The 25,621-nt window shown below is 66.1% G+C and carries 24 protein-coding genes and 2 pseudogenes; 12 read left to right on the top strand and 14 right to left on the bottom strand.

What is annotated here, in order from left to right:
- The 4 genes from ACQR07_RS26755 to ACQR07_RS26740 all read right to left on the bottom strand — a co-directional run bounded on the left by ACQR07_RS26755 (position 1) and on the right by ACQR07_RS26740 (position 3,751).
- Positions 1–981 (bottom strand): PDR/VanB family oxidoreductase, encoded by a 981-nt coding sequence (locus ACQR07_RS26755; protein WP_434905105.1) that lies wholly within the window; start codon positions 979–981, stop codon positions 1–3.
- An 11-nt stretch (positions 982–992) separates the two neighbouring features.
- A complete protein-coding gene (locus ACQR07_RS26750) occupies positions 993–1,748 on the bottom strand; it encodes a GntR family transcriptional regulator (RefSeq protein WP_434905104.1) in 756 nt (251 codons plus the stop codon).
- Positions 1,749–1,753: 5 nt separating this feature from the next.
- The gene (locus ACQR07_RS26745) at positions 1,754–2,797 is read right to left on the bottom strand and encodes a Rieske 2Fe-2S domain-containing protein (protein WP_434905103.1); all 1,044 of its coding nucleotides are present in this window, start codon (positions 2,795–2,797) and stop codon (positions 1,754–1,756) included.
- Positions 2,798–3,142: 345 nt separating this feature from the next.
- Positions 3,143–3,751, bottom strand: a complete 609-nt coding sequence (locus ACQR07_RS26740) for a nuclear transport factor 2 family protein (protein ID WP_434905102.1) — start codon at positions 3,749–3,751, stop codon at positions 3,143–3,145.
- Between the two features lie 1,040 nt (positions 3,752–4,791).
- On the opposite strand from ACQR07_RS26740, the gene ACQR07_RS26735 reads away from it, so the two are divergent.
- Positions 4,792–5,271, top strand: coding sequence for a VOC family protein (locus tag ACQR07_RS26735; protein ID WP_434905101.1), 480 nt, complete (start codon positions 4,792–4,794; stop codon positions 5,269–5,271).
- A 38-nt stretch (positions 5,272–5,309) separates the two neighbouring features.
- Here the strand turns inward: ACQR07_RS26735 and ACQR07_RS26730 are convergent, their stop codons facing one another.
- Positions 5,310–6,029 carry a class I SAM-dependent methyltransferase gene (locus ACQR07_RS26730; protein ID WP_434905100.1) on the bottom strand — a complete coding sequence of 240 codons (720 nt, stop codon included), beginning with the start codon at positions 6,027–6,029 and terminating at the stop codon, positions 5,310–5,312.
- 95 nt (positions 6,030–6,124) lie between these two features.
- Positions 6,125–7,048, bottom strand: a complete 924-nt coding sequence (locus ACQR07_RS26725) for a LysR family transcriptional regulator (protein WP_434905099.1) — start codon at positions 7,046–7,048, stop codon at positions 6,125–6,127.
- Positions 7,049–7,160: 112 nt separating this feature from the next.
- Between ACQR07_RS26725 and ACQR07_RS26720 the strand changes: the two genes are divergently transcribed.
- Entirely contained in the window at positions 7,161–8,441 is a 1,281-nt protein-coding gene (locus tag ACQR07_RS26720; protein ID WP_434905098.1) for a gallate dioxygenase, read from the top strand.
- 40 nt (positions 8,442–8,481) lie between these two features.
- Here the strand turns inward: ACQR07_RS26720 and ACQR07_RS26715 are convergent, their stop codons facing one another.
- The gene (locus tag ACQR07_RS26715; RefSeq protein ID WP_434905097.1) at positions 8,482–9,645 is read right to left on the bottom strand and encodes a PcfJ domain-containing protein; all 1,164 of its coding nucleotides are present in this window, start codon (positions 9,643–9,645) and stop codon (positions 8,482–8,484) included.
- 348 nt (positions 9,646–9,993) lie between these two features.
- Between ACQR07_RS26715 and ACQR07_RS26710 the strand changes: the two genes are divergently transcribed.
- From ACQR07_RS26710 to ACQR07_RS26690, 5 genes and pseudogenes are all read left to right on the top strand, one after another.
- Positions 9,994–10,164 (top strand): hypothetical protein, encoded by a 171-nt coding sequence (locus ACQR07_RS26710; RefSeq protein ID WP_434905096.1) that lies wholly within the window; start codon positions 9,994–9,996, stop codon positions 10,162–10,164.
- Positions 10,161–11,777, top strand: coding sequence for a nitroreductase family protein (locus ACQR07_RS26705; RefSeq protein ID WP_434905095.1), 1,617 nt, complete (start codon positions 10,161–10,163; stop codon positions 11,775–11,777). The genes ACQR07_RS26710 and ACQR07_RS26705 overlap by 4 nt, the downstream gene beginning before the upstream one ends.
- Positions 11,778–11,842: 65 nt before the next feature.
- Positions 11,843–12,091: pseudogene (locus tag ACQR07_RS26700) on the top strand (thiosulfate sulfurtransferase GlpE); the annotation flags it as partial.
- 8 nt (positions 12,092–12,099) lie between these two features.
- Positions 12,100–12,336: pseudogene (locus ACQR07_RS26695) on the top strand (hypothetical protein); the annotation flags it as partial.
- Positions 12,337–12,351: 15 nt separating this feature from the next.
- Entirely contained in the window at positions 12,352–12,993 is a 642-nt protein-coding gene (locus ACQR07_RS26690; RefSeq protein WP_434905170.1) for a glutathione S-transferase family protein, read from the top strand.
- Positions 12,994–13,023: 30 nt separating this feature from the next.
- On the opposite strand, the gene ACQR07_RS26685 is transcribed toward ACQR07_RS26690, so the two are convergent.
- Together ACQR07_RS26685 and ACQR07_RS26680 are read right to left on the bottom strand one after the other, a co-directional pair.
- A complete protein-coding gene (locus ACQR07_RS26685) occupies positions 13,024–14,742 on the bottom strand; it encodes an ATP-binding protein (RefSeq protein WP_434905094.1) in 1,719 nt (572 codons plus the stop codon).
- Between the two features lie 25 nt (positions 14,743–14,767).
- Positions 14,768–16,375, bottom strand: a complete 1,608-nt coding sequence (locus ACQR07_RS26680; protein ID WP_434905093.1) for a flavin monoamine oxidase family protein — start codon at positions 16,373–16,375, stop codon at positions 14,768–14,770.
- Between the two features lie 135 nt (positions 16,376–16,510).
- Here ACQR07_RS26680 and ACQR07_RS26675 point away from each other — a divergent pair, with 135 nt between their 5' ends.
- The 5 genes from ACQR07_RS26675 (at position 16,511) to ACQR07_RS26655 (ending at position 19,881) form a co-directional block, all read left to right on the top strand.
- On the top strand, positions 16,511–16,915 hold the full coding sequence (locus tag ACQR07_RS26675) for a nuclear transport factor 2 family protein (protein WP_434905092.1): 405 nt from the start codon (positions 16,511–16,513) through the stop codon (positions 16,913–16,915).
- Between the two features lie 165 nt (positions 16,916–17,080).
- Positions 17,081–17,407: a hypothetical protein gene (locus ACQR07_RS26670; protein ID WP_434905091.1), complete on the top strand. Its 327-nt coding sequence runs from the start codon at positions 17,081–17,083 to the stop codon at positions 17,405–17,407.
- Positions 17,408–17,409: 2 nt separating this feature from the next.
- Positions 17,410–17,922 carry a hypothetical protein gene (locus ACQR07_RS26665; RefSeq protein ID WP_434905169.1) on the top strand — a complete coding sequence of 171 codons (513 nt, stop codon included), beginning with the start codon at positions 17,410–17,412 and terminating at the stop codon, positions 17,920–17,922.
- Positions 17,923–18,013: 91 nt separating this feature from the next.
- Positions 18,014–18,142 carry a hypothetical protein gene (locus ACQR07_RS26660; protein ID WP_434905090.1) on the top strand — a complete coding sequence of 43 codons (129 nt, stop codon included), beginning with the start codon at positions 18,014–18,016 and terminating at the stop codon, positions 18,140–18,142.
- A 176-nt stretch (positions 18,143–18,318) separates the two neighbouring features.
- Positions 18,319–19,881 (top strand): rhodanese-like domain-containing protein, encoded by a 1,563-nt coding sequence (locus ACQR07_RS26655; RefSeq protein WP_434905089.1) that lies wholly within the window; start codon positions 18,319–18,321, stop codon positions 19,879–19,881.
- Between the two features lie 41 nt (positions 19,882–19,922).
- Here the strand turns inward: ACQR07_RS26655 and ACQR07_RS26650 are convergent, their stop codons facing one another.
- The 5 genes from ACQR07_RS26650 to ACQR07_RS26630 all read right to left on the bottom strand — a co-directional run bounded on the left by ACQR07_RS26650 (position 19,923) and on the right by ACQR07_RS26630 (position 25,618).
- Positions 19,923–22,883, bottom strand: a complete 2,961-nt coding sequence (locus ACQR07_RS26650; RefSeq protein ID WP_434905088.1) for an ATP-binding protein — start codon at positions 22,881–22,883, stop codon at positions 19,923–19,925.
- Between the two features lie 137 nt (positions 22,884–23,020).
- On the bottom strand, positions 23,021–23,380 hold the full coding sequence (locus ACQR07_RS26645; protein WP_434905087.1) for an Hpt domain-containing protein: 360 nt from the start codon (positions 23,378–23,380) through the stop codon (positions 23,021–23,023).
- Positions 23,364–24,686, bottom strand: coding sequence for a PP2C family protein-serine/threonine phosphatase (locus ACQR07_RS26640; RefSeq protein WP_434905086.1), 1,323 nt, complete (start codon positions 24,684–24,686; stop codon positions 23,364–23,366). Before ACQR07_RS26640 ends, ACQR07_RS26645 begins: the two co-directional genes overlap by 17 nt.
- Positions 24,683–25,315 carry an ATP-binding protein gene (locus ACQR07_RS26635; protein WP_434905085.1) on the bottom strand — a complete coding sequence of 211 codons (633 nt, stop codon included), beginning with the start codon at positions 25,313–25,315 and terminating at the stop codon, positions 24,683–24,685. The genes ACQR07_RS26640 and ACQR07_RS26635 overlap by 4 nt, the downstream gene beginning before the upstream one ends.
- Before the next feature lie 3 nt (positions 25,316–25,318).
- Positions 25,319–25,618, bottom strand: a complete 300-nt coding sequence (locus tag ACQR07_RS26630; RefSeq protein WP_434905084.1) for an STAS domain-containing protein — start codon at positions 25,616–25,618, stop codon at positions 25,319–25,321.
- Positions 25,619–25,621: the final 3 nt, after the last annotated feature.

Below are 25,621 nucleotides of genomic sequence, written 5' to 3'. Positions count from 1 at the left end.
TCACAGCGCGTCGGCGCGCTCCAGCGTGTCGATCGTGACCACGCCATGGGCACGCGAGACGCAGGCGCACAGCTTGCGGTTCTCGTGCTTCTGCGTCTCGCTGAAGAACACGTCGCGATGGTCGATCTCGCCCTCGACGCCGACTACGTCGATGGCGCAGACGCCGCATTCGCCGCGGCGGCAATCGGCCATGATCTCGTGCCCCGCCGCATTGAGCACGTCGAGCATCGAGCGGTCGCGCGGCACCAGGATCTCCTCGCCAGAGCCGCGCAGCCGCACCGTGAACGGCTCGGTGGCGAGGCGGCCGCTCGATCCGAAGGTTTCATAGCTGAGATCCGCGGGCGCACGGCCACAGGCCGCCCACGCAGCGCGCGCCGCATCGAGCATGCGCATCGGTCCGCAGAACAGCACCGCAGCGCCGGCCGGCAGACCGGCAAACAGAGCGGACAGATCCAGCAGCTGCCCCTCGCTCGCCGCGTACACGGAAAGCCGGTCGCCGAGCAGCGTCGAGAGCTCCTCGACATAGGCCGCATCGCCCTGCGATCGCACTGCATAGTGCAGCGAGACGTTCGGCGTCTTGCGCAGCAGCGCAGCCGCCGCGCCGACCAGCGGCGTGATGCCGATGCCGCCCGCGACGAGACAATAATGCTGGCGCTGCCAGTCGACCTGCAGCAGCGAGCTCGGGCTGGTCACGTCGATCCGGGCGCCGGGCTGCAGCGACCACAGATAACGCGATCCGCCGCGCGAATCCTCGGCTGATCGCACCGCGATCCGATACCCGCGCGGGTCGGCCTCGCCCACCAGCGAGTAGGATCGCACATCCGGCTGGCCGCCGATGAGCACGCCGACCTTGATGTGGCTGCCGATGGCATAGGGCGCGCAGACATAACCGTCCGGCCGCAGCACGAACTCGCGAATTCCCGGCGCGAGATCACGGGTCGAGACCAGCGTCGCGGCCGACCAGCTGTCCTGGAAGCGCATGATCGTCTCCCTCAGTTCGTGATCTGCGTCTTGATCAGCACCGCGGCCGGCACCAGGTCCATCGGACCGCGGGCCTTCACGGCCAGCCGCAGATTGCGGGCTGCCAGACGGGCATGCTCGCGCATGATCCCTTCGGCCCGGGCCCCTTCGCGGTTCTCGATCGCGTCGATGACGATGCGGTGATGCTCCTGCGCGACCACCAGGATGTGCCGCGCCTCCGGCAACGCCGATTGCGCCATCACGAAACCGCTCGGCGAGGCGAATGGCAGCGCGCTGGCGCGATCGACCTGGCGGATCACCGGCGGGCTGCGCGACAGCTCGGCCAGCAGCGCATGAAAGCGCGCGTTGAGCGCGACATAGGCCGAGAACGCGTCGAAGGAGATTTCCGGCGGCGCGATCAGTTCGTCGATCTGGGCGAGACATTCGCGCATCGGCTCGGTATCGCGCACGGAGACGCCGCGCTCGGCGGCGAGCCGCGCGGCGAGGCCTTCCATCGTGCCGCGCACCTCGATGGAATCGAGCACGTCGCGTTCGGAAAACGATTTCACCATGAAGCCGCCGGACGGAATCGCCTCCAGCAGCCCCTCCTCCTCCAGCCGCACCAGCGCCATCCGCACCGGCGTGCGCGAGACGCCGGCGGCTTCCACCGCCTGCAGCTCCGAGATCCGCTCGCCGGCGCGCAGGGCCCCGGTCAGGATCAGGTCGCGCAGCGTGAGCTGCGCCCGGACCGTCTGCGAGATCGAGCGCTCGTTGTCACGCTCAGCCATTCCATTCACTCCGCCGCTTCGCGCAGCGGCGTTTCACGCGCGATCATCCGGTCGATGATCCGCCGTGCCCACATCGCCCCTGCATCAATGTTGAGATTGTAGAACTCACGCCCCGGATTCTCGTCCATCGCGTGCTGCTGCGCTTCCAGGATCAGCTCATCCTCGCGGAAGATGCCCGATACGCCTTCGCGAATTTCCGTCGTCAGCCGCTGCTCGGAGAGTTTGTAGTTGCGGGCAAAGGCCCAGAAATAGTGGCAGGTCTTGTCGGTCTCCGGCGTGATCGTGTTGAGCACCATGCCGTTGACGCCGTGCGAGCGATCGCCCTCCGGCGCGCCGGTGCCCGCCGGCGCCACGCCGACGTCGATCGTCACGGTGCACGGCGCCTCGAAGCGGATGATCTGCCAGCGATCGACCAGCCCGGGCTGGCCGAGCTGCCTGGCCCAGAACGGCGGCGGCTCGATGCCGCGCATCCAGCGCGTCACCGTCGCGGTGCGCTCGCCATGGGTGACGTCGAACGGCGCTTCGGCGACGGCGTCGTTGCCGATCGAGGAGCCGTGCACGAAGGTCTCGTGCGTCAGATCCATCAGGTTGTCGACCACCAGGCGATAGTCGCACTTCACCTGGATGGTCTTGCCGTCGCCGACCCAGGCCGGATCATGATTCCAGTGCATGTCCGGAATGGTCGCCGGATCGGCCAGCGCCGGATCGCCCATCCACAGCCAGATGTAGCGATGACGCTCGACCGCCGGATAGGCGCGCACGCAGGCGGAGGGATTGATGGTCTCCTGCGACGGCATGAAGGTGCAGCGCCCCTGCGGGCTGAACTTCAGGCCGTGATAGCCGCAGACGACCGTGTCGCCTTCGAGCCGGCCCTTCGACAGCGGCACCAGCCGATGCCAGCAGGCATCCTCCAGCGCGGCAATCGTGCCGTCGGCCTTGCGGTACATGACGACATGCTTGCCGCAGATCGTGCGGGGAAGCAGCGCCTGCTTGACCTCGGCGTCCCAGGCCGCGGCATACCAGGCGTTCATCGGGAAGCAAGCGGCCATGGCGTATCCTTGTGACAGTATACCTTGATCAGATCATTGTATACAGCAATTGAGGCGTTTGGCGCAAGTTCCGAGATTTTTTGGCAGCAAGATACCGATCCTGTATACATAAAGCTATACGAAGTCTCCGAAGCGGCCATGAGTGTCGCGCAAATCCTTTCCGATTCAATGACTTGGAAAATCAGCGGGCCCGACGCACGATTCAGCCGGTGAGCGTAGCCCCGCCATGCACCTTCGGGGCGGAACCCGACCTCGTAACGGAACAGCGGCTCCGGCGGATCAGAGCGAGAGGGCCGCGGTTCTTGCCGCGATTCTTGCCGCCCTTCCCGGCCGACCCTCCCAAGCTCACAGCGGCTTGCCCCTGAGCCACGCCGCCCCGCGGGCGTACAGCGCTTCGACTTCGGGGCCCTTCAATCCCGGCATGTCGCGTTTCACGGTGTAGCCGATGCGCGTCTGCAGATAGGCCAGGTGACGATAGCCGACCGGAAACTGCTCCAGCAGCGCGCGATCGAGCGCGGGCACGGCGCCCGGCGTCACCGGGTCCATGCGATCCTTCTCGTAGATCGGCTGGCGCAGCACGATGCCCCATCGTCCCGCGCGCTTTTCGAGAAAGTCGTAGAAGCGGCCGGTGCACAGCACGTCGCAGAGCACGCCCTCGACCTCGGCCCGCTGCGAGATCGTCATCTTGGTCTGCGCGACGGCGCGGTCCCTTTCGAGATCGACCGAGATGCCGCCGAGAAAGTGCAGGATGTTGACGCCCTTCGCCCAGGCCGCCTTGCTGATCGCGATGAACTCGTCGCCAGTGCCCTGCGTCCACGTCGCCATCATCCGCCCATCCGGATGCCACACCGTGCGGAAGCGCTCCCAGTCACCGGCATCGCGCCAGATCGCCCAGTTCTGCAGCAGTTCGCGAATCTGCCTGTCGTCCTCGATCTCTGCTGCAGTCTTGGTCATTGTGGTTTCCTCTCTGCGTTGTCGCTGCTGGATACGGGATCGGGATGGCGCTGCAAAGTCACGGCTGATCATGGCTGCCAGGAGCGCGCTACACATTCGCTGTCATCCCTGGCAAGGCCGGCAACGCGCAGCGTTGGTGGCCGCTGACCCGGGATCCATACGCCGTGTCGGTCGTGGTTGGGCGCGATGTGGCAGCCATCGTGCCTCGAACATCTCCCTGGGGTTATGGGTCCCGGATCTGCGCGCGCGTGGCCGCGCGCTTGTCCGGGACGACAGCGGTGGATGGGGTTGGCGGCTGCGGCAACTCATGACACGCGACATCACGTTCCCGCGACACATCGTGCCCGAGTGATGCATTCGTCATCGCCCTCCTCAAATCGAGGGCGCGGAGAAGGCCGGGAGCCTGCCGCCCCCATGGCCCGCCTGCAGAAAAAAATGCAGGCGGCAGGTACCACAGGTTCGGCTGGGACATCCCGGCCTTCCCCGCGCGACTGGTTTTAACGGTGTCCTTCGTGCTCTCCCTGGGGATCGGCTCTCTTGCCCCCATCGCCCGCGCGAGCCGTCACAGCATCGACCGCGAACTTGACCTCAGCACCGAGAGGCCAGGACCACACGACTTTTCCGTCCGTGCCAACCGCGTTCGTCAAGCACGGATGTCACGTCCATCGCAGCCCACCTCACGTTCGTGACGACGCGTACGTCCCTCTGCTCGAGGCGGGTTGCGCCAACAAGACTACGATTTCGGAAAAATAGCAACAACAATTTTCAAGCGGAGGCGCCGATCCGCATCGCTCGCAGCGCACCGTATGATCGGCCGCTTCAGCAGCTCGACCGAACAGCGCCTCCAGCGCCGTGGTGATCCGGAGGAGGCCATGGAACCGTTGAACCGGGAGCAAAAAAATCTTCTGACTCGGTGTCGGATTGCGACTACCACGGCCGTCCTTGGATCAGCCAGATCGAGACCAGCTGGCTTACATCCGCACGGCCGCCGATCAGACGGCCGAAGCGCGGCCTGACATTCGAGAACGGAAGGAAGCCCCATGGCAAAGCACAAGAACACGATCTGTCTGTGGTTCGACAAGGACGCCGAGGCCGCCGCGCGGTTCTATGCCGAATTGTTTCCCGACAGCCACGTGACGGCCGTGCACCGGGCGCCCGGCGACTATCCCTCCGGCAAGGCCGGCGACGTGCTGACGGTGCAATTCACCGTGTTGGGTATCCCCTGCCTCGGGCTCAATGGCGGCAGCGCATTCACGCATAGCGAGGCATTCTCGTTCCAGATCGCGACCGACGACCAGGCCGAAACCGATCGCTATTGGAACGCCATCGTCGACAATGGCGGCAAGGCGAGCCGATGTGGCTGGTGCAAGGACAAATGGGGCATCTCCTGGCAGATCACCCCGCGCGCGCTGACCGACGCGATGTCCGAAGGCGGCGATGTTGCCAAACGCGTGTTCGCCGCAATGATGCCGATGCACAAGATCGACATCGCGGCAATCGAGGCGGCCAGGCGCGGCTGACGATGCACGACGCCGGAGCGCCCCACTGCGCTCCGGCGCTAGGGACGCAGGCAGCGCAGATGCAGGAACAGCGGCACGCGCAGCCAGCGCTTGCTGCTGTCGCGGGTGATGGTTTCTGCCGGGATCGATGGCTCGCGCAGCCGCTCGATCAGGAACCCCGCCTCCTCCAGCGCGGCGAAATAGACCTGCAGCGGCCGATGCGCGCTGTGGAAGACGATGCTGAAGCCGTCACGCTCCACCGGGTCGCTGTAGTTGAAGCAGTCGAGATAGCTGCCCTTGATGACGAACGGCGCATCCGCCTCGAGGCTGGCGAACTTGCCGGCCGAGTTGAGCGGATGGACGATCGCCATGCAGAGCCGGCCGCCCGGCCTGAGGACCCGCGCCGCCTCACGCAGCGCTGACGGCATCGCATCGATGTCCTGCAGCGACATGAAGGCGATCGCGAGATCGGCACAGGAATCGGCGAGCGGCAGCGATGCCGCATCGGCACGCATGACGGGGATCGCGGCATCGGCGGCGCGCGCCGCTGATATCAGCGAGGGCGAGGCGTCGATGCCGATCACCCTGTGCCCTTCCGAGGTGAGATGCCGCGACAGCCGGCCCTCGCCGCAGCCGATGTCCAGCGTCAACGCGCCCGGCGCCGGCAGGAGGCTCTCGAACTGCTCGCGATGATGGCGCCAGAAGCTGTCATGCCCCGGCGCCCTCGCCCAGGCGAGCCATTGCGCGGCCTGATCTTCCCATTGCTCGCGCAGATTCATGGCGGCCTCTCGCCTGACGGTTCACCTTCAAGAGCCGCGCGTCTTAAACTCCTTCGTGAGGCGTGTCATGTGACGTTTTGGTTGCACGTCCCCGTTCAACCGCGCGCGGGCTCGGCGCAGATCTCCTCGAGGAAGTCGAGGAAGGCGTGGGCGCGCGAGGAGATCAGCTTGCGGCTCGGAAAGATCGCGGTGAGCTGGGCGGCGCGGGTGTCGAACACGACCTCCTTGCCGATCTCGACGAGGCGCCCCTCGCCGAGCAGTTCGACGCAGTAATGTTCCGGCAGGAACGAGAGGCCGGCGCCGTGCGCCACGGCGCGACGCACCGCGAGCGGATTGTTGATGCGGGCGACATGCGGCCCGACGTCGAAGCGGACGAGATGGCCGTGCTGCTTGATCATCAGGGTGCGGTCGCCGTAGCGGCGCTCGCAGATCATCAGATGGCTCTCGAGAGCGCGGAGGTCGTCGCCGATGTCATGGGCGGCGAGATAGGCCGGGCTCGTCACCCAGATCAGCCGGCCGCCGATCAGGACCTTCTGCGCCAGCTCGGAATTCTCCTGCACGCCGACGACGACTGCGATGTCGAAGCGATCCGCCAGCATGTCGATCGCCCGCGTGGTGGCTTCGACGTCGAGTTCGATGCGCGGAAAGCGGCGATGGAATTCGGCCAGCTTCGGCGCCAGAATCTCCTCGCAGAACGCCGGCGGCAGCGCCACTGACAGCCGCCCGCTGGGCACGCCGACCAGCCCGGTCATGACGGCATCGGCTTCAGCGACGTGGTCGAGGATCTTCTGGCATTGCTGGAAGAACAATTCGCCTTCGCGGGTGACGCGGACGCGCCGCGAATTGCGGTCGAACAGGCGGACGCCGAGGTCCTGCTCCAGCCGCGCGACCGACTTGCTGACCGAGGATTTCGGCATGCCGAGGGAGCGCGAGGCGCCGGTCATGCCGCCGGTCGCCACGACGGCGTGGAATACCGGAATGTCCTCGATCCGCCACTTCATCCGGTTCCGCTCGTCCATCCAAAGAAACGATCCGTGCACACTAGCAGAATTGTTCAATGGAGGAAACCACGTAAGGTCGGCCCGCGCCGCGTGAAACAGCCTGGCGGCGCGGCATTCGCGGAGGGACCACATGGCTCGGATCATCGGCGGCATCGGCGCATCGCACTCGCCCACCATCGGGTTCGCACTCGACACCAACAAGCAGAACGACCCGGCCTGGAAGCCGATCTTCGACGGCTTCGACGCCGTCCGCGACTGGGTGAAGCGCAAGGACATCGACGTCCTGTTCATGATCTACAACGATCACATCACCTCGTTCTTCTTCGACCACTATTCGGCCTTCGCGCTCGGCATCGACGACCGCTATCTCGCAGCCGACGAAGGCGGCGGACCGCGCGACGTGCCGCCGGCCAAGGGGCATCTCGGCCTGTCGCAGCACATCGGCCAGGCGCTGGTCGCCGACGAGTTCGACATGTCGTTCTTCCAGGGTAAGCCGGTAGATCACGGCCTGCTGTCGCCGCTATCGATGATGGGCGATGCCAGCGGCCCGTGGCCGGGGAGCGTGGTGCCGCTGCAGGTCGGCGTGCTGCAGCTGCCGATCCCCAAGGCAAGCCGGATGTGGAAGCTCGGCAAGACCCTGCGCAAGGCGATCGAGAGCTATCCGGAGGATCTGAAGGTGGCAATCTTCGCTACCGGCGGGCTGTCGCATCAGGTCCATGGCGAGCGCGCCGGCTTTCTCAACGAGGCGTGGGACGACGAATTCCTCGACCTGCTGGAGAAGGATCCGGAGCAACTCACGGCCATGCGCATCGCCGACTACGCGGTCAAGGGCGGCATGGAAGGCGCCGAGGTGATCATGTGGCTGATCATGCGCGGCGCGCTGTCCGAGCAGGTGAAGCTGGTGCACAAGCAGACCTACGCGCCGTCGGTGACCAACATCGCAACGCTGGTGTTCGAGGATCTCGGCGCCGCGCCCGATGCGCAGGAGGTCGCAGCCTATCGTGCGCATATGGCGCATGAGCTCGCCGGCGCAGAGACGCTGGCCGGCACCTATCCGTTCACGCAAGCGCGCAGCCAGGCCAATTTCCGCATCAACGACTTCCTGCACCGCCTCGTCATCCCGGCGCATCGCCAGCGTTTCGTTGAGGATTTCGACGCGCTGGCGGATCAGTTCGAGCTCACGGAGGAGGAGCGCGAGCTGATCCGGAACCGCAGATGGATCGAGATGATCAGGCGCGGGGTGAGCTTCTTCGTGCTGGAGAAGATGGCCGCGGTGATCGGCGTGTCGAATCCGGAAGTCTATGCGGCGTTCCGCGGCGAGACGCTGGAGGCGTTCCTCAAGACACGCAAGGTGCCGATGCGGTACTCGGTGGCCGGCGGCGCCAAGGCGGATGCGATCGACGCGCAATGAGATGCGCACGACCTGCGCCGCCGCGAAAGGGCGACGCAGGTCATGTCTCCAGCAGGACGATCCCGCGCGCCTTGGCCCAGCGCTCCAGGATCTTGCGCTCGTCGGGATGCGCCACGCGGTTGGCGAAGCCGCGCACCTGCACCGCGCGATGCTGGCGATCGAGCTCGATCGTCAGCAGCCGGTCGGTCCTCCCCATGTGCCGGTGACGCAGCGACCAGATCGAGGCATGGCCGGTGATGCACTTGCTCGCATAGCTCGACACGCAGTGCCGCATGGCCCGCGACTCGGCGACCAGATCCTCGGCAGTCCGCAACTGCGTGACGACATAGTCGTCGCGCTTCGCGCTCCCCTTGGCGGACGGGCTCCACGTCCACTCGGCAAGCTGCGCACCCGGCCAATGTGCCGCGAGCTCCGCCCCCGACACCGCCGCGCGCTGCTGTGCCATCAGGGCCCGCTGCCGCGCCGCCTCGATGCGGGCGATCACTGCGAGGTCGCGATGCCACGCATTCATCAGCCGGCGCAGCGCCGCGAGCGAGCGGCCCTTGAGGCTGAACTTGCGCTCGCGCCGGCGCCGGTGGGCGATGTAGTCGCAGAGGTCGTCGATCTCTTCCAGCGTCGTCGGCTGCGCGCAGAAGAACTGCGCCGCCTCGCGCCAGAACGCGAGCTCGCCCCGCGGCGTGCGCGCGATCCTCGACCGCGCGATCCGCGTCACCAGCGCCGGATCGTCGGTATAGGAGCGCACGATTGCCTGCCAGATCGCCTCGTCGAAGCCGGGCTGGCCGAACGGATTGAGGAAGGCGTGAACCTCCTTGCGCGACAGCAATGCCGAGACGCCCGCCTTGTACAGCGAGCCGCCGCCGGCGGCGACGATGTACCAGCTCTTGCGCAACAGCGTCTCGTCGCGGCCGAGCCCGGTCGCATCGATCCAGATCTGCTCCAGATGCGGCGCCACCGGATAACGCGCAAACAGATGGCGCGCAGCCGCCAGACGCAGACGCGCGGCGTCGCGGGTCTTGAGCTGCGGCTTCCACGCCTCAGCCGGACGAATGATGTGCGCTGTGAAGCCGGACTGGGCCTCGCGGATCGCGGCATAGAGGTCCGGCGGCGGACGAGTCTGCCGCGAGACGCGACGCAGCGTCAGCTCATAGGCTTCAACTCTTGCGCGCTCGGCCTCCTGCCGGCGGCGCATCAATGACTGTGCCATGGTCGTTCAACTTCAGGGAGGGACTGACAGCCGGACGCACTGCTTGCGTCGGCACGGATCGTGTCGCGCACAGTGGATTCGACATGGCTTCAGTCCTCTCGCGTTGAACGCTCTGGGAGTTAAAGTGGGCGACGCTCTTACATCCGATCGCGGGACAATGCAACTCGCATCGCGCAGCTTCCGAGGAGGTCAGCGGCAACAACATCGCCATCGGCGGTGCCAGCCATGTCGGCTCGGCAACCACCGTCTCCAAGACGATCTAGGGGACGATCGTGTGACAGCGTCGGCCATCTGGCCCTCCGCTTGCATCGGCCGTCCGTAAGACGGTTCGCAAGATAGAGTTGTCAGATGTCCGACATCCTGCACACGGTCGTCGTGGCCAGGGCCATCGAGGCACACGCCATGGCCTCGTTCGAGCTCGTTGCTGCTGATAACCGGTCGCTGCCGGGCTTGACGCCCGGCAGTCATCGCGACGCGCGAAGCTCTGTCCGGAGTCGCACGCCGTCGACGCGGTCATGATCCCGTCCCCGGCCGACATCGCGCTCGCCTACCACGCCCGCACCAAGCACAGGCTGAAACGCTATGCGGCGGGACCGGAGACGCTGGACTGGGATGCGCAGCCCAACCCGTTTCGCGAATTCGTCGGCAGCCCGCGCACGGCGTTGCCGCTGAGATCGGACCACCTCGCCACGCGCTTCGCCGACGCCTGCGCCGGCACGGCCCCGGTGCAGCCGCTGACGATCGATGGCATCGCGCTGCTGCTGGAGCTGTCGTTCGGGCTCAGCGCGTGGAAGGAGCTCGGCCCGGACCGCTGGGCGCTGCGCTGCAATCCCTCCAGCGGCAATCTGCATCCGACCGAGGCCTACATCGTCGCGGAGAACGTGGAGGGGCTGAGCGACGGGGTCCATCACTATGTCAGCCGCGATCACGTGCTGGAGCAGCGCTGCCGTCGTGACACGGCATCACAGGCCGCGCCGCGCCTGTGGCTTGCTCTGTCCTCGATCCACTGGCGCGAGGTGTGGAAATATGGCGAGCGCGCGTTCCGCTATTGTCAGCTCGATCTCGGCCATGCGCTCGGCGCCATCAGCTACGCGGCCGCGGCGCTCGGCTGGACCGCACGCGTCGTCGACGGCCTCGACGGCAGCAGGCTTGCCGCCATCATGGGCCTCGATCGCGCCAGTGATTTCGCCGGCGTCGAAGCCGAGGATGCCGATGTCCTTGTCGCCATCGCGCCGCGCGATACGGGCGAACCTGCGCATGCCGACCTGCCGCCGCCCTGCTCCATCGCGGACATCTGGAAAGGCCAGGCCAACCGGCTCGACCGCCATCCGCTCTACCGCTGGCCCGTGATCCCCGAGGTCAGTGCGGCGACGACGGGCGCGGCGCAGGATCCGATCGATGCGCCCGCGTCCCTCCCGCCGCTCGTGCAGCGATCAGCGGCACGCGCGGCCGAACTCATTCTCAACCGCCGCAGCGCGCAGCGCTTCGATGCCAGGTTCACGATGGATCTCGCATCCTTCCATCACATGCTCGATGCGCTGCTGCCGCGCGCCACGCCGCCGTGGCAGGTCTGGCCCTACACAGCACGGCTGCATCCGCTGTTGTTCGTGCACCGTGTCGAGGGCCTCACGCCCGGGCTCTACGCGCTGCCGCGCAGCGGCGAGGCCGTAAGCGATCTGCAGCGCGCGCTGCGGCCCGATTTCGACTGGCAACGGGTCGAGGGCACGCCTGATCACCTGCCGTTGGTCCGGCTGCTGCCGACCGACAGCCGCGGCGTGATCCGCACCGCGAGCTGCCACCAGGCCATCGGCGGCGACAGCTGCTTCGCGATGGCGATGCTGGCCGAGTTCGCGCCGATCGTCAGCGGCAACGCCTGGCGCTATCGCCAGCTGCATTGGGAGGCCGGCCTGCTCGGCCAGATCCTCTATCTCGAAGCCGAGGCGGCCGGCCTGCGCGGCACCGGCATCGGCTGCTATTTCGACGACTCCGTGCATGAGATGCTCGGCATCGCCGGCAGCCAATACCAGACGCTCTATCACTTCACCATCGGCCGTCCGCTGACCGATGATCGCATCACCACGCTTCCGGCCTATCCCGGCCGCGCGCGCAATGAAGCGGGAGTCCTGCCATGAGACCGCGTATTCCGTTCCAGCGCATCGACGTCGGCCAGGCGGCCGAGCTGCTGCATCGCGATGATGTGCTGCGCTTCGACGTCCGCGACCAGGCCTCGTTCAACGCAGCACATATTGCCGGCGCACAGCACCTGACCCAGCGCAACCTGTCGGCGCTGATCTCCGGCACGACCAAGCACAGCGCCATTCTGATCTACTGCTACCATGGCCATGCCAGCTAGGACTACGCCCAGACCTTCTCCGATTTCGGCTTCACGAAGGTCTACAGTCTCGACGGCGGCTACGAGGCATGGCGGCAGCGCTTTCCTGCACGGAGACCGAGATGAGTGAAGGCTTCTTCGTCGATTGGGACGGCAATCTGCGCAGCGCCGCCGATCCCGGCGGCGGCTATCTGTGCGACATCGACACCGTGGCCCGCTACGTCGCGGTGACGACCAAGAATGGCACGCTGGTGCACGAGGCGACGTTCTTCAGGTCCCAGGCCGACGTCGAGAAGGCGGTCATCAAGGCGCCGCTGGTGCCCGGCAGTCACCCCTGGGCAAGAAGTCGGACGGGTTTTAGCGGTATGGCCGCGATGAAGTTCTACATGACGCCGGGATCCTGCTCGACCGGCATCCACATTATTCTCGAGGAGCTCGAGGAGGTGTTCGAGGCCTATATCGTCAACCTGCCGGCCGGCGACAATTTCAAGCCCGACTACGTGGCGATTAATCCGAAATCGACGATCCCTGCCCTGGTCCGCAGCGACGGCAGCGTTCTCACCGAGGTGCCCGCGATCGCCTACTGGCTCGGCCGCTCGCGGCCGCGGGCCAGGCTCTGGCCTTCGGATGTCGAAACCGAAACCAGGCTGCTCGAAGCGATGACCTACATCGCCGGCACCGTGCACGGCCACGGCTTCGCGCGCATCTTCGCGACACCGACCTTCAGCCGCAACGAAGCCGATCAGGAATCGGTGCGCGCGCTCGGCCGCAACATCGTGGTGAAGGGCTTTGCGATCCTGAGCCGGATGCTCGGCGAGCAGCTTTACCTCGGTGGCGCGTTCTCGGTCGCCGATCCGATCCTGTTCTATGTCGCGTTCTGGGCCGACAAGACGGACATCACGCTGCCCGCCAACCTGCTCGCGCACTACCGGCGGATGCTGGCGCGGCCGGTGGTGCAGCGCGTCTTGCGCGAGGAAGGCTACAATCCAGCGACGCTCGGCAAAGCGGGCGAGTAACGACATCGCTGGCCTGACGCCCCCCGCGCCCTACTCCGCCGCCTCCGGCAGCAGCTCGTGGCCACCCAGGTCGAGGCCGCGGAAGATGGCACAGCGGCGGAAGACGTCGATGGTCGGATGCACGCTCTTGTGGTGGCAGTATTTGGCGACGAGCTTGGCGAGCCCCTTGATGTCGCGCCCGGACGCGCCGGGGAACGTCTCCACCAGCAGCTCGATCAGCGCCAGCTCGATCTTGAGGCCGAACTGCTCGCACATCACCCGCCAGATTCGCCCGCGTGCTTCGGCGTCGGGCGCTTGGAACTTGATCAGCGCGATGCAGCGCGACACGATCGCTTCGTCGATGTCGTCGATGCGGTTCGTCGTCAGGAACAACAGCCCGTTGAAATATTCGAGCACGCGCAGGAACACGCCGACGACGGCGTTCATCGTCATGTCGTCCTCGCGACGCTTGATGTAGACGTCGGCCTCGTCGATCAGCATGACAGCGCCCCAGCGCTGCGCGCGCGTCAGCGCATCCTTCAGCGCGCTCTCCATCGCGGCGACGTTGAGCCCGAGCTGGCCCGAATGCACGCGGTAGAGCGGCCGGCCGATGATCTCGGCATAGACCTCCGCCGTCAGCGTCTTGCCAACGCCCGGAGGGCCGGCGCACAGCACGGTGGTGCCGCCCGACTTGCCGGCGACGATGTCGTCCATCAGGAGGTCCATCTCGGCGGTGAGGATGTCGATCAGGTCGGTCTGCTCTTCCGGCAGCACCAGCTTCTGCTTCAGCTCGGGCTGATAGGCGTACGGCGTCATGTCGTCGGCGTGCACCCAGAGATAATGGTGCAGGTCGAGATGGAACATCAGCATGTAGGGGTGGACCGGAATCTTGCAGAACACGCCCTTCGGGATCGCCGCCTTGGATTCTTCCACCTCCTGCTCGGCATCGTACAGATTGCTCTTGGCGGCCTTGCGCAGATATTGCCCGAGAATGTCGCCGGTGACCTCGAGCGTCAGCGCGCGCTCGGTCAGGATGCCCTCGTCGTTGACGAGCCGCGCGGTGCCGCCGCCGGAGGACAGCACGATGACGTCCTTGCGCGACCAGTCCACGTCGCGATGCGAGGAATTCGGATCGTCGGCGAAGAAGCCGATGCCGCGGCCGGAGTACTGCGCGCCATAGCGGCCGCGCCAGGCGAAGTAGCGCTCGGCGGTCTCGTCATAGGCAGAGATCAGCTCGGGCGTCTCCTTCAGAAAGCCCTTGGCAGCGAAGATCTCGGCCACCGTCCTGCCGACGATGTCGCCGACCGAGATGCGCAAGGTCGACGTCGTGATCGCGCCCTTGGCATTGGCCTTGAGCTCGATGAAGACGCGTCCGGCCTCGTCGTTGGACGGCGCGGTGTAGTCGAGCCGCGTCACGACATAGGGCAGCGGCCGGCTCGCGACATTGGCGGTGAACATCCAGCCCCGGATGGCGCCCGAGATCAGATAGCGCGCGATCGCCGGCAGCACGGATTCCAGCTCATGCTCCGAGAAGCGCGTGCCGGAATCGTTGAAGGCGCGCTGCAGGGTCGCGATATGCGCCGCGCGGGCATGCCATTCCGGACCGGCCTTCTGGTAGCTGTCGCGCAGGAAGTCGAGCTCGGCGCCGGCGAGCCTGGTGATGTCGACCTCGACCTTGTCGCCGAAGCGCAGCTGCTCCTGGAGCGAGGCGAGATTCGGAAAGGCCGCCGCCATGGCCTCGATGGTCGGGCGTTCGATCTGCAGCTTCATCGGTCGTCACTCGGGTCCGGGCTACTCACGACGTCACGCTCGTCGGTTGGCGCGCGGCCTCCGCCTTCGCCAGCAGCAGCCGGTTGGCGGCCAGCGAGAACTCCTGCCAGGCGGCGGCGATGTCGCGCAGGATGGTCTGCACGTAGTCCTTCGACGGCTTGTGCTCGAACGGGAAGTTCGACAAGGCGCAGGAGGTGCGGTTGAAGGCGACGGCATCGTCCAGCAGCGACTGCATCACGTCGCGAAACGGCTTCTGGATCTCGGGCATCAACGCCGAGCGCCCGCGCTCGACGACGACATCGCGCATCTCGAAGGTCAGTGCATCCAGCACCTGCAAGGCCGCCGCGAACACCTGCTCCATCGCGCCGAGCACCGCGAGCTGCGTCAGCTGCTCGCGCTGCTGGGTGGCGAGGCTGCGGTTCAGTCGCTGCCGGTAGTCGTCGAACGCCGCATCGCGTTGCGCCGCGACCCACGCGCCGAACCAGGCGAGGCTGGCATCGTTGCCGGAGAGGCCGGCGCCGACGGCTGCGGCCGGACGCGCGCCTTCGCCTGCCATGCGCGCAATCGTCCGCTCGATACGCCTCGCGGCATTCAGCGCGCCTTCGAGATAGCCGGCCGCATGGCTGGCGGTCTCCGCGCCGCCCAGATGCAGGCGCCCCTCCCGCAGCGCTCGCCGCAGCATTGGATTGGCGATTTCGCTGTGTTCACCGCCCGGCGTGGTGCGGTCAAGCGCACTGCAGGTGAAGCGCTCGGCTGCCCAGTCCTGGTAGTGCTGCTCACCGCCCTCGAGCACCGAGCCGAACAGCTGCACCATCTGGCTGTCCATCAGCAGCGGCAAGCCGACATTGAAGGCTTCACGCAGCTCCGGAGGAAAGGCGAGAAAGCCGCCGAGCGCGGCACGGTCGCCGCCCTCGTCACAGGCATCGAAGATCTCGCCGATGACGGCCTGCTCATGACTGACGAAGGCGTTGCCGGACTGACCGTTGTCGCGCCAATGCGCCTGGTCATAGGCGAGCACGACCTTGGCCTGCGCCGCCATCCAGGTCTCGGCATTGTGCATCGCCTCGAACGTCGCGTCATCGAGCGCCGGAAAGAAGCCGACATGGTCGACCAGCAGCCGCGGCGGCAGCGCGAGCACGGCGCGCCTGGCCTCGATCGCGACGGATTCCGTCGCGGTGGCGAAAATCAGCCGCACATGCGTGCCGCAATCGACGATGCGCATCAGCTCGTGACCGAGATGGATGCAGGACGGCGGCAGATCTCGCGCCAGCGCCTCGATCAGATGGGTCATGCCGCCGGAGAGCCGGCGCGCGCCCTGATGGATCGGAGGCCCGTCGATCTGCTCGGCCGTCTTGTCGGCCTCCTTGAGGTGAAGCACCGTACCGTCGTCGTGCTGGGCGAAATGCGACAGTCCGAGCTCGGCGATCAATCCTGTCAGCAGCGGCTGGGTCTCGGGCCAGAACCAGGTCGGGCCGAGGTCCAGCGCAAGCCCGGTCTTGCTCCGGGCCGACAACACCCGCCCGCCCAGGCGATGTCGGGCTTCGAACAACGCCAACGTACCGCCGCGCTGCTGCAGGCCGCGCGCGAGTGCTATTCCGCACAATCCGCCGCCGACAATGGCCGTTTCGAGCATGGCAGAACCTCCGCTGATGCGTTGCGATGGCGTCTTCGCCAGGCCTTGCAAGAAGCTTGCAAGCTTTCGGGAGCCGGTCGTGTGCGTTTCCAAACATTGCTTGATTTTCGCAATCGATTGGCCCACCTCAGTCCGATGAGCGACGCGAACGACATCCTGGCGGCCAACGCGGCCTTCTACGCAGCCTTTGCAGCCGGCGACTTCGCCGCGCTCGCAGCGTTGTGGGCGGATGGCGACGGCATCTCCTGCATTCACCCGGGATGGCCGGCGATCGTCGGCCGCAACGCCGTGATCGGCAGCTGGCGCGACATTCTGAGCAATCCTGCACGGCCCCAGATCGTCTGTGCGGAACCCCACGCCATCGTCGACCGCGATCACGGTCACGTGGTCTGCCTCGAGCTGGTGGACGGCGCTGCGCTCGCCGCCGCCAATCACTTTGCGCGCGTCGGCGGCGCCTGGCGGATGGTCCACCATCAATCCAGTGCGATCGCGCAGATGATCTCCCCGGACGACAACGCGGACGGCCGCAGCCTCCACTGATCTCGACGCATCTGGCACGAAACTTGATCTGCTATCTCTCACCGGCAGGGATGTCGGAGATTGTTGATGTTCGTCGCGTCGGATGCGGGACCCAGTCACCGTCTCTGCGCGAGGTGATCTGCACGCTGCGAACCGCATCGTGCAGAAGTCGACGGGAGACACGATGTGGCACGCGTTCTGACCGCCTATCTAAAGCGCACCGAGGTGCCGACACGCACAGCGTTGCAGCAGGCCATCGCGGGCCTTCCGTTCCCGCTGACGCTCGACGACGGCTACGTGCCGCTCGAGACCTCCGGATACCTGCCCTGTACGCTCGATGGCGAGGACGCCGGTTTCGATCTGCGCTTTACGGAGATCGAGGGGCAGCGCGCCGATGCATGCGATGTCGCAGCGACGTTGAAGGCCACGACTTTCGGCGCGATCATCCAGCGCGACGGAGCGCAGCTTTCACCCGGCCATATGCTCGAACAGGCGAAGGGAGCACTGGTATGAACATGACGGCTCCACTGCAGCCGACGGCGATTCATGCCGTCCCCGCCGAACTCTGCGACTGCGGCTTCCGCCTGCTGATGATCCGGCAGTTCAATGTCGGCGCGGTGCCGCCGGCTTTCGCCATCATCGATCAGCGCGTCATGCGGATGCCGCAGCGGCTCGGCCGCCACGGCGTATCATTTGCTGCGACGTTCCTGCCCGAAGTGATGTCATGGCTGATCGATCATCTCGGCCGGCCGTCGCTGCATGATGACACCGGCCGCTCCTTCCGCAACCCGCGCTGGCCCGTCGTATGCTGGCATGACCAGGAGCGCTATTGGCCCAGCGGCGCCGTCACGGTCGAATGGTTCGCCGAAGTCGCGTTCCAGGATCATGCCTCGTGGATGGCCTTTCGGACGCATTGGCAGGATCAGCTGCTGGGGATCGACGACAGCGCGTCGCATGCAGACGCAGAGCAGCGCGATCCGCAGGAGATGGAAAAGGATTTTGCCGACGAGGCGCTGCAAAGAGCATGATCTGTCGAACTTCGCCCAGAGCTCATGCAGCTCTGTCAACGCCGGATCGCAGCGCTACAATGCGCTGATCAGAGCAGCAAGGGAGCGTGTCATGCGCTACGTCTCGTGGTTCGAGGGCTGGTTCGGCTCATTCTTTGCCGGCCATCATGACGACCAGCGACTGACCGATCCGTACGAGGAGGATCTGTTCTATCTCGCCATGCTCGGCCCGCACGTCTGACCGGCACGGCCGCCCGCGGTGGCGGCTGGACAAATGCCCGCCATGCCGCCACAGAAGGGCGACACGGCAGGCGTCCCGAAGGTTGGGAACGCAACAGCCCCACCTTGCGGACCCCCTGAATGACATCGCCGACACCTTCTCGTTCGACTGGATCTGCGACGGATCGACCGCAGGTCATGACCCCGACCGAGCTGCGGCGGCGCTGGCGCGCCGGCGAAGAGGTGGCGCTGCTCGATGTCCGCGAGGAAGGCCCCTACTCGCTGTCGCATCCGTTCTTCGCGGTGTCGCTGCCGCTGTCGCAGATCGAGCTGCGCATGCTCGACCTGGTGCCGCGGTTGAGCGCGCCCGTCGTCGTCTATGATGATGGCGAGGGTTATGCCGCGCGGGCCGTGCCGCGCATCCGCGCGCTGGGCTACCGCGACGTCGCGGTGCTCGACGGCGGCCTCAAGGGCTACGCGCGGGTCGGCGAGGTGTTCCGCGACGTTAACGTGCCGAGCAAGGCGTTCGGCGAGCTGGTCGAGGCGATCAGGCACACGCCGTCGCTATCGGCCGATGAGGCGAAGGCGCTGATCGAGCGCGAGTCGAATCTCGTGGTGCTCGATGCCCGCCGCTTCGAGGAATACCGCACCATGAGCATTCCGCGCGGCGTCAGCGTGCCCGGCGGCGAGCTGGCCTTCCGGGCGCGCGAGATCGCGCCGTCGGCCGAGACCACGATCATCGTCAATTGCGCCGGCCGCACCCGCTCGATCATCGGCACGCAGTCGCTGATCAATGCCGGGCTGCCCAACCGCATCTACGCGCTGCGCAACGGCACGATCGGCTGGACGCTGGCCGGCCACCAGGTCGAGCGCGGCAGGACGGCGCGTGTCCTCGAGCGGCCAAAGGCGAGCTACCCAGCGGCGCTCGCCGACGCCAAGGCCTGGGCCGAGCGCGTCGGCGTCGGCGTGCTCGATGCCGCGACCCTGGCGCGCTATCGTGCGGAAGCCGAAGTTCGGACGTTGTACTGCCTCGACGTTCGCACCCCTGAGGAACATGCCGCGGGCCATCCGGCGGGATTCATCTCCGCTCCGGGGGGCCAGCTGGTGCAGGCAACCGACGAGTGGGTTGGTGTGCGCGGCGCGCGGCTGGTGCTGTTCGACGACGACGGCGTGCGCGCGCGCATGACCGCGTCATGGCTCAAGCAGATGGGCTGGGACGTCGCGATCGTCGGGCCTGATGTCGTCGCGCCGACGGACACGAGCATCCGCGCCGCGCGACGGCCGGCGCTGCCGGAGATCGATGACGCCGCGATCAGCGTCGCGCAGCTCGCTGCCGAGGCCGCGGCCTGCACGATCGCCGATCTCTCGCGCAGTCCAGCCTACAAGGCCGGGCATATTCCAGGCGCAAGCTTCGTTCTGGCGTCACGCTTTGCCCAGGATCTCGTCAAGCTGCCGGGCGATGGACCGATCGTGCTCACGAGCGCCGACGGCGCCGAGGCGGCGTTCGCGCTCGCCGATGCGCGGGCCGCGACAACGCGGGAGATCCGCGTCCTCAGCGGCGGCACGCGCGCCTGGACGGAAGCAGGCTACACGTCGGAGGCCGACCACCACGTCTGGATCTCGCCGTCAGACGACGTCTACAAGCGTCCCTATGAGGGCACCGACAACGCCGCCGAGGCGATGCAGGCCTATATCGACTGGGAGCTGCAGCTGGTCGCGCAGCTCGCCAACGATTCGGTCTCGAATTTTCACGTGGTGTGACGATCTCTGCGCTGGCGATGCAGCCAGCACGGCCATCGGAGTCAGGACGAAGCGACCATCTCGGGCTGGTCTGCGCGGTCCGGCTGCAGCGGCGGCGCGTCGGCACTGTGCGGCAGCGCCCAGCGGCGGATGGCAGCGAACAGCAGCGGCGGCTGGATCGGCTTGGTGACGTAGTCGTTCATGCCGGCCGCGAGATAGGTCTCGCGCTGTCCGACCAGCGCATTTGCCGTCAGCGCGATGATCGGCACCTGGGCCTCCGGACCCGTCAGCTGGCGGATCGCCTTGGTCGCCGAGATGCCGTCCATCTCCGGCATCTGCACGTCCATGAGCACCAGATCGTAGCGCCGCTCGGACACGGCTGCGAGCGCCTTCGCGCCGTTCACGACGATCGTGGGCTTGAAGCCCTGCTTCACCAGCAGGCTCCGAATCAGCGTCGCGATGATCGGGCTGTCCTCGGCAACCAGGATGTCGAGCTCCCGGTTCGTCGGATCGACAACCGGCTCGGAGGACGCCACCGGGGCCTCGCCGCGCGGGCACGGCAGCTCGAGCCAGAAGCGGCTGCCGCGGCCAGGTTCGCTCTCGACGCCGATGGTGCCGCCCATCGTGGTGCAGAGTTGCCTGCAGATCGCGAGCCCCAGACCGCTGCCGCCATATTTGCGCGAGATCGACGTGTCCGCCTGCACGAACGGATCGAAGATCTGGGCTTGAATCTCGGGCGACATGCCGATCCCGGTATCGATCACCTCGATCCTCAAGGCGGCCGCGCCATCGCCCTGATAGCGATAGGCGGCACGCACCTCGATGGAGCCCTGCTCGGTGAACTTGATGGCGTTCGAGACCAGGTTCAACATCACCTGGCGGATCCGCGTCGGATCGCCCTTGACGAACTGCGGCAATCCCGGCGCCAGGACGGCCTTGATGTCGAGATTCTTCTTCTTCGCCCGCTCACCCATGAACAAGACCGCGCTCTCGATCAGGTTCGGCAGGTCGAAATCGATCTGCTCCGATTGCAGCCGCCCGGCTTCGAGCTTGGAGAAGTCGAGGATGTCGTTGATGACCTCGAGCAGCAGATCGGCTGATTCCTTGGCGAGCACCGTATAGCGCTTCTGCTCGTCGTTCAGCGGCGTTCCGCGCAACAAATCGACCATGCCGACCATGCCGCTGAGCGGCGTCCTGATCTCATGACTCATGATCGCGAGGAAGTCGCTCTTGGCGCAACTGGCGGCCTGGGCGGCGTCGCGGGCGGCGCGCAACTCGGCGCCCGTCGCCTCCAGCTCGTGCTTCTGATCCTCGAGGTCGGACCGGATCGCCTGCACGTAGGCGAGCTTCTGTTCGAGCTGCGCCTGAATCGTCTTGAATGCCGTGATGTCCGTGCGCAGACCGACGAAGCCACCGTCGGAGGTTCGATGATCGATACTCTGGATCCAGCGCCCGCTCGGCTCGCGACGCTCGACGGCCTTGCTGCCGGCAACATGCCGCCTGACCTTCCGCTGCAGCCAGTCCTCGAAACCGTCCCCTTTTGGACTGATCAGGCCGAGCTGATGCGCCTTGCGGAACAGGTCCTGGTAGCTGATGCCCGGCTCCAGCAGCGCGGCCCAGGCCGGAAACATCTCGCGGAAATGCGTATTCGACATCACGAACTTGTCGTCCTTGTCGAACAGCACGAAGCCCATGGTCAGCGCCTCGATCGCGTCCACCAGGCGCAGCCTGGATTCTTCCGCGCCGGTCTCGGCCGTCTTCCGCTCGGTAATGTCCTGGACGATCCCGAAGAAGTAGCGGTCGGCGCCCTGGCCGCGCGGGCCTGCTTCCATCCGCACCCATCGCATCTCGCCGTCCGGCCGGATGATGCGGAACTCATGATTGTATCCCGACGACGCCGCGCGAGCCGCCTCGCGTGCCCGAAGATAGCCCACGACATCGTCGGGGTGCACGAGGTCAAGCAACGTCTCGAACGGCACGTTCGGGCTCGGCGGCAGACCGGTGATCTCGAACAGCTGCTCCGACCACACCGCCGCCTCGCGGCTGGGATCCGTGACCCAGTGCCCGACCTTGCCGATCCGCTGCGCTTCGAGCAGGCGCTCGCTCTGCTCCGCAAGCAGCGCGTTCTGCTTCGCAAGCAGTTCCTCGGAGTCTTTCATCCCACGGACCCTGCGGCCCAGCAGCACGATCAGTGACAGGATGCCCGCAACCGCCGCGGCTATCCCGAACATCAGGATGATGGCGTCCCGCCGCCATGACCCGTGCACCGCGGCCTCCGACATCGCGGTGGAAATCATCAGCGGAAAGCCCGGCACATCGTGAACGGCCACGTGGCTGTAGCTGGCTTCAACTCCAGTGCTCCAGACGGCGGTGCGGCCGGAGTTCGCGCTCGGATGAAGGCGTCCGATCATGTCGTCGTCGAACGGATAGCGCGCGAGCATCATTCCGTCGCGGCGCAGCAGCGAGACGGATCCGCCGTTATGAATCCCGACGTTCTCGTAGAGCTGCGTGAAATAGGCGGTGCGGACCCCGGCACTGAGCACGCCGGCAAAGTTGCCTTCGGAATCGGTGAGCCGCCTGGCCATATGCACGATCCACGACCCGTCCAGGCGATTGCGCACCGGTTCGCTGATGAACAGATCCGACGTGTCGTGATCACGAAAGAAGAGATAGCGCTCGCGGTCCGCCAGCGAGATTTCCGGGATCGGCCAGACCTGGGAGTGATTCCTCAATCGGCCGTCGGCGCCAATGATGAGCAGCCTGTCGATCTGCGGCAACAGTTGCATCTTTTCGTCGAGATAGTCGTGCGTCTCGCGCCAGCCGATCTTCGCCTCGGCCCCCTCCCGGCGAAGGTTGTGCAATCCGAGGTGCTCGATCGCATCCTTCAGGATCAGATCGATCGCCTTGAACGAACGAGAGCTCTCCTCGGACAGCACGAAGGAGAGCTGAGCGAGATTGGCCTTGGTCTCGTCCTCGACCCGATCGTGCAGGTTCTTGATAGTCAGTCCTGCAGCGATCAGCATGAGGACAGTCAGAAATGCCGCCACGATCATCGTGGCATAGGTCGACCTCATCCTGCGCGAAAGGCTACCGTTACCTGCCCGGGCCTGACCGTGCATGGCATCAGTACCGGCCCCGACAGGGTGATGCGCCCCTTGGGTCATGAGCGCGCCTGCATCGCTGCCACGGCAGCAATCGTCGCCTCGATCGTCTCGGAGAGCGCCGGCATGCGAGCCTCGACGTCCGCAATCGTGGCGAGTTCGAGCTCGATCTCGCAGGCGATCGCCGAGAGCCGCGCGGCGCCAAGGCTCGAAGAGAAACCCTTCAGAACGTGGGCAGCCTTGCGTGTCTCGGCAAGATCGGCCGCGGCCAGGCATTCACGAATTCTCTGCAGGGTGTCGGAAGCCGCAGCGGGCAATTGCGACAACATCCGCAGCAGCTCCTCGTCGCCGAGGGCGTCGCGCAGGAGCTCGATCTGCTCCGAGTCGAGCAGCGGGTCGCGTTCAGCAACGGTATCCATGTTTGATGTCCATTCTGGGAGCAGATCGACGCGCGCGGTATGGTGCCTGCGTCTTCGCATCCGCTGCAGGCAAGGATTGATCATCCAGCTCGGGAATTCGGCGATCGAGACAGATGACCGTCGTGTCGTCCGGCAGCGCGGCCTGCCCGGTGATTCCCGCTGCCGCGCAGAGCCGATCGATCACCTCGTGCGGCGCGAGCCCACCGTGGCAGGCATTCAGGACATTCAGCAGGCCGTCCTCGCCGATGCGCTCACCGAGAGCGTCGGGATATTCCGGAAGTCCGTCGCTGAACAGCAGCAGAAGCGAACCCTGGGGGAATTTGCGCTTGTGAGTTTGATATTTCACGCCGGGCTCGATGCCGAGCGGCAGCCCGGTGCCCTCGCATAGCCGCGGCCTTCCGGACTGGCTCTGCACCAGGATCGCCGGCGGCGCGCCGGCCGAGGCAAATCTCAGTTCGCCTCGCCGATGATCGATGACGACATACAGGAACGTGGCGAATTGTCCGGGCGGCAGCAGGTGCACCAGCCGCTCGTTCAGCATCGAGAGCAGCGCGGCAGGGGCATGATGAAGGTTCTTGTACTCGTGGATCAAGGCATGAAGCCGGAACGTGTTGAGCGCGGCATTCACGCCATGGCCGGTGAAGTCGGCGAGAAAGAACCCGAGCACCCCATCATCGATCGGCAGCATGCCCCAGAGATCGCCGCCGAGCTCGGACGACGGCCGGTTGTAGGAAGCGATCCTCATGCCGGCCTTCTCGGCGTGCTCGGAGAGCGATGCGCTGGACGGCAACAGATCGAATTGCATGCGCCGCGCGGCCTCCAGTTCACGGGAGATCCGCTCGCGATAGCTGCGCAGCTCCCGCAGCGAATTCCAGCGCTCCAGATGCACGACGACGCGGGCGATCAGCTCCGACGGATTGACCGGCTTGGACAGAAAGTCCGAGGCGCCGCCAGCGAACAGCTCGCCCATCTTCTTGCGATCGAAGGTCGCCGTCTGAACCAGGATCGGAATGTCCGCCAGATTGGGATCGGATCGCACGTGGCGGCACACGTCGAGGCCGCTCATGTCCGGCATCTGCATGTCCAGCAGCAGCAGATCCGGATTGAAACTGCGAGACTGCTCCAGCGCCGAGACGCCGCCTTCCGCGAACTCCAGGTTGACGAAGTTGCGGCGGCGCAGGACCGATTCGACGAGCTGACGGCAGAGCGGATCGTCGTCCGCGATCAGGATCCGGGCGTCGCAGATTCCGTCGTCCCCGCTGCGATCGCCGGCGGCCGTCCCGGCACTGTGGGCCTGAATGTTCATAGCCGAAACTCCAGCTCGACCGTGGTGCCGCCATCGAGGATCGCGACATTGTCGGAAAACGCCTGCAGGATCGCGAGCCCGCGCCCCATCGAGTCTTCTCCCGCCCTGCACTCAACGGCTTCCGGCTCGTATCCGGCGCCGCTGTCGTGAACCAGGACGCGCAGTTGCGCCTGGTCCCAGAGGGCATCCATCCGGATCGGAGCCTGAGCAACGTCGGACGACGTCAGCTTCGATTCGATCGCCTCGTGCGCCGCGAGCAGGCCGTCGAAGCTGCCGCGCGACTCCGGGTTGATCTGCAGGTTGCCGTGCAGCACGGCGTTCATCAGCGCCTCCTGAACGGCGCTGTAGACCCGAACGCGGAGATCCTCGCTCAGGGCTGTCCGGTGCTCCATGGCATGAATGAAGACCTTGACGATGCAGTGCTTGTAGGCCGAGCGCGTCGTCACCACCAGGCTGAGATGCCCAGGCTCGGCGGCACGATCGAGATCGCCGTCGCACGAGCCGGCGAGTCCGACCTCAACGCATTGGACTGCCGGCGGCTCCAACGCTGCCTCCAGCGTCGCCTCCGAGGCGCCGTCCCAGCAGGTGACACGCGGCGCGGACTCCGGAACCTGCGGGGAATTGTTCATGTCTCAATCCTCGATGGTGAAGAGCGTGCTGAACTTGGTCACGCCGAACATGCGCTTCACCTGTCCGCTCGGACGGCGCAGGATGAGATCGCGGTCGTTCTTCTTGGCTTCGTCTCGCGCCAGCAGGAGCATGCCAAGGCCGGCGGAATCGATGAAATCGAGCTTGGATAGATCAAGGATGACCGACTTGCCGCTCGTTGCGAACAGCTCGGCGACCATCTGCTTGAACGGTGCGTGATCGGTGAAGGTGAACTCGCCGCTCATCGAGATCTGGCCGGCGCCGCGGTCTACTTGAATCTGCATGGT

The sequence above is a fragment of the Bradyrhizobium sp. HKCCYLS20291 genome (assembly GCF_051167715.1).
Classification (GTDB): Bacteria; Pseudomonadota; Alphaproteobacteria; order Rhizobiales; family Xanthobacteraceae; genus Bradyrhizobium.
The sequence above is the reverse complement of the archived record's forward strand: the minus strand, read 5'-3'. Positions and strand labels throughout refer to the sequence as shown.

Coding starts and splice junctions, on each gene's coding strand:
- ACQR07_RS26755 (WP_434905105.1), bottom strand. CDS start 981: ATGCGCTTCCAGGACAGCTGGTCGGCCGCGACGCTGGTCTCGACCCGT.
- ACQR07_RS26750 (WP_434905104.1), bottom strand. CDS start 1,748: ATGGCTGAGCGTGACAACGAGCGCTCGATCTCGCAGACGGTCCGGGCG.
- ACQR07_RS26745 (WP_434905103.1), bottom strand. CDS start 2,797: ATGGCCGCTTGCTTCCCGATGAACGCCTGGTATGCCGCGGCCTGGGAC.
- ACQR07_RS26740 (WP_434905102.1), bottom strand. CDS start 3,751: ATGACCAAGACTGCAGCAGAGATCGAGGACGACAGGCAGATTCGCGAA.
- ACQR07_RS26735 (WP_434905101.1), top strand. CDS start 4,792: ATGGCAAAGCACAAGAACACGATCTGTCTGTGGTTCGACAAGGACGCC.
- ACQR07_RS26730 (WP_434905100.1), bottom strand. CDS start 6,029: ATGAATCTGCGCGAGCAATGGGAAGATCAGGCCGCGCAATGGCTCGCC.
- ACQR07_RS26725 (WP_434905099.1), bottom strand. CDS start 7,048: ATGGACGAGCGGAACCGGATGAAGTGGCGGATCGAGGACATTCCGGTA.
- ACQR07_RS26720 (WP_434905098.1), top strand. CDS start 7,161: ATGGCTCGGATCATCGGCGGCATCGGCGCATCGCACTCGCCCACCATC.
- ACQR07_RS26715 (WP_434905097.1), bottom strand. CDS start 9,645: ATGGCACAGTCATTGATGCGCCGCCGGCAGGAGGCCGAGCGCGCAAGA.
- ACQR07_RS26710 (WP_434905096.1), top strand. CDS start 9,994: ATGTCCGACATCCTGCACACGGTCGTCGTGGCCAGGGCCATCGAGGCA.
- ACQR07_RS26705 (WP_434905095.1), top strand. CDS start 10,161: ATGATCCCGTCCCCGGCCGACATCGCGCTCGCCTACCACGCCCGCACC.
- ACQR07_RS26690 (WP_434905170.1), top strand. CDS start 12,352: ATGAAGTTCTACATGACGCCGGGATCCTGCTCGACCGGCATCCACATT.
- ACQR07_RS26685 (WP_434905094.1), bottom strand. CDS start 14,742: ATGAAGCTGCAGATCGAACGCCCGACCATCGAGGCCATGGCGGCGGCC.
- ACQR07_RS26680 (WP_434905093.1), bottom strand. CDS start 16,375: ATGCTCGAAACGGCCATTGTCGGCGGCGGATTGTGCGGAATAGCACTC.
- ACQR07_RS26675 (WP_434905092.1), top strand. CDS start 16,511: ATGAGCGACGCGAACGACATCCTGGCGGCCAACGCGGCCTTCTACGCA.
- ACQR07_RS26665 (WP_434905169.1), top strand. CDS start 17,410: ATGACGGCTCCACTGCAGCCGACGGCGATTCATGCCGTCCCCGCCGAA.
- ACQR07_RS26660 (WP_434905090.1), top strand. CDS start 18,014: ATGCGCTACGTCTCGTGGTTCGAGGGCTGGTTCGGCTCATTCTTTGCC.
- ACQR07_RS26655 (WP_434905089.1), top strand. CDS start 18,319: ATGACCCCGACCGAGCTGCGGCGGCGCTGGCGCGCCGGCGAAGAGGTG.
- ACQR07_RS26650 (WP_434905088.1), bottom strand. CDS start 22,883: ATGCTGATCGCTGCAGGACTGACTATCAAGAACCTGCACGATCGGGTC.
- ACQR07_RS26645 (WP_434905087.1), bottom strand. CDS start 23,380: ATGGATACCGTTGCTGAACGCGACCCGCTGCTCGACTCGGAGCAGATC.
- ACQR07_RS26640 (WP_434905086.1), bottom strand. CDS start 24,686: ATGAACATTCAGGCCCACAGTGCCGGGACGGCCGCCGGCGATCGCAGC.
- ACQR07_RS26635 (WP_434905085.1), bottom strand. CDS start 25,315: ATGAACAATTCCCCGCAGGTTCCGGAGTCCGCGCCGCGTGTCACCTGC.
- ACQR07_RS26630 (WP_434905084.1), bottom strand. CDS start 25,618: ATGCAGATTCAAGTAGACCGCGGCGCCGGCCAGATCTCGATGAGCGGC.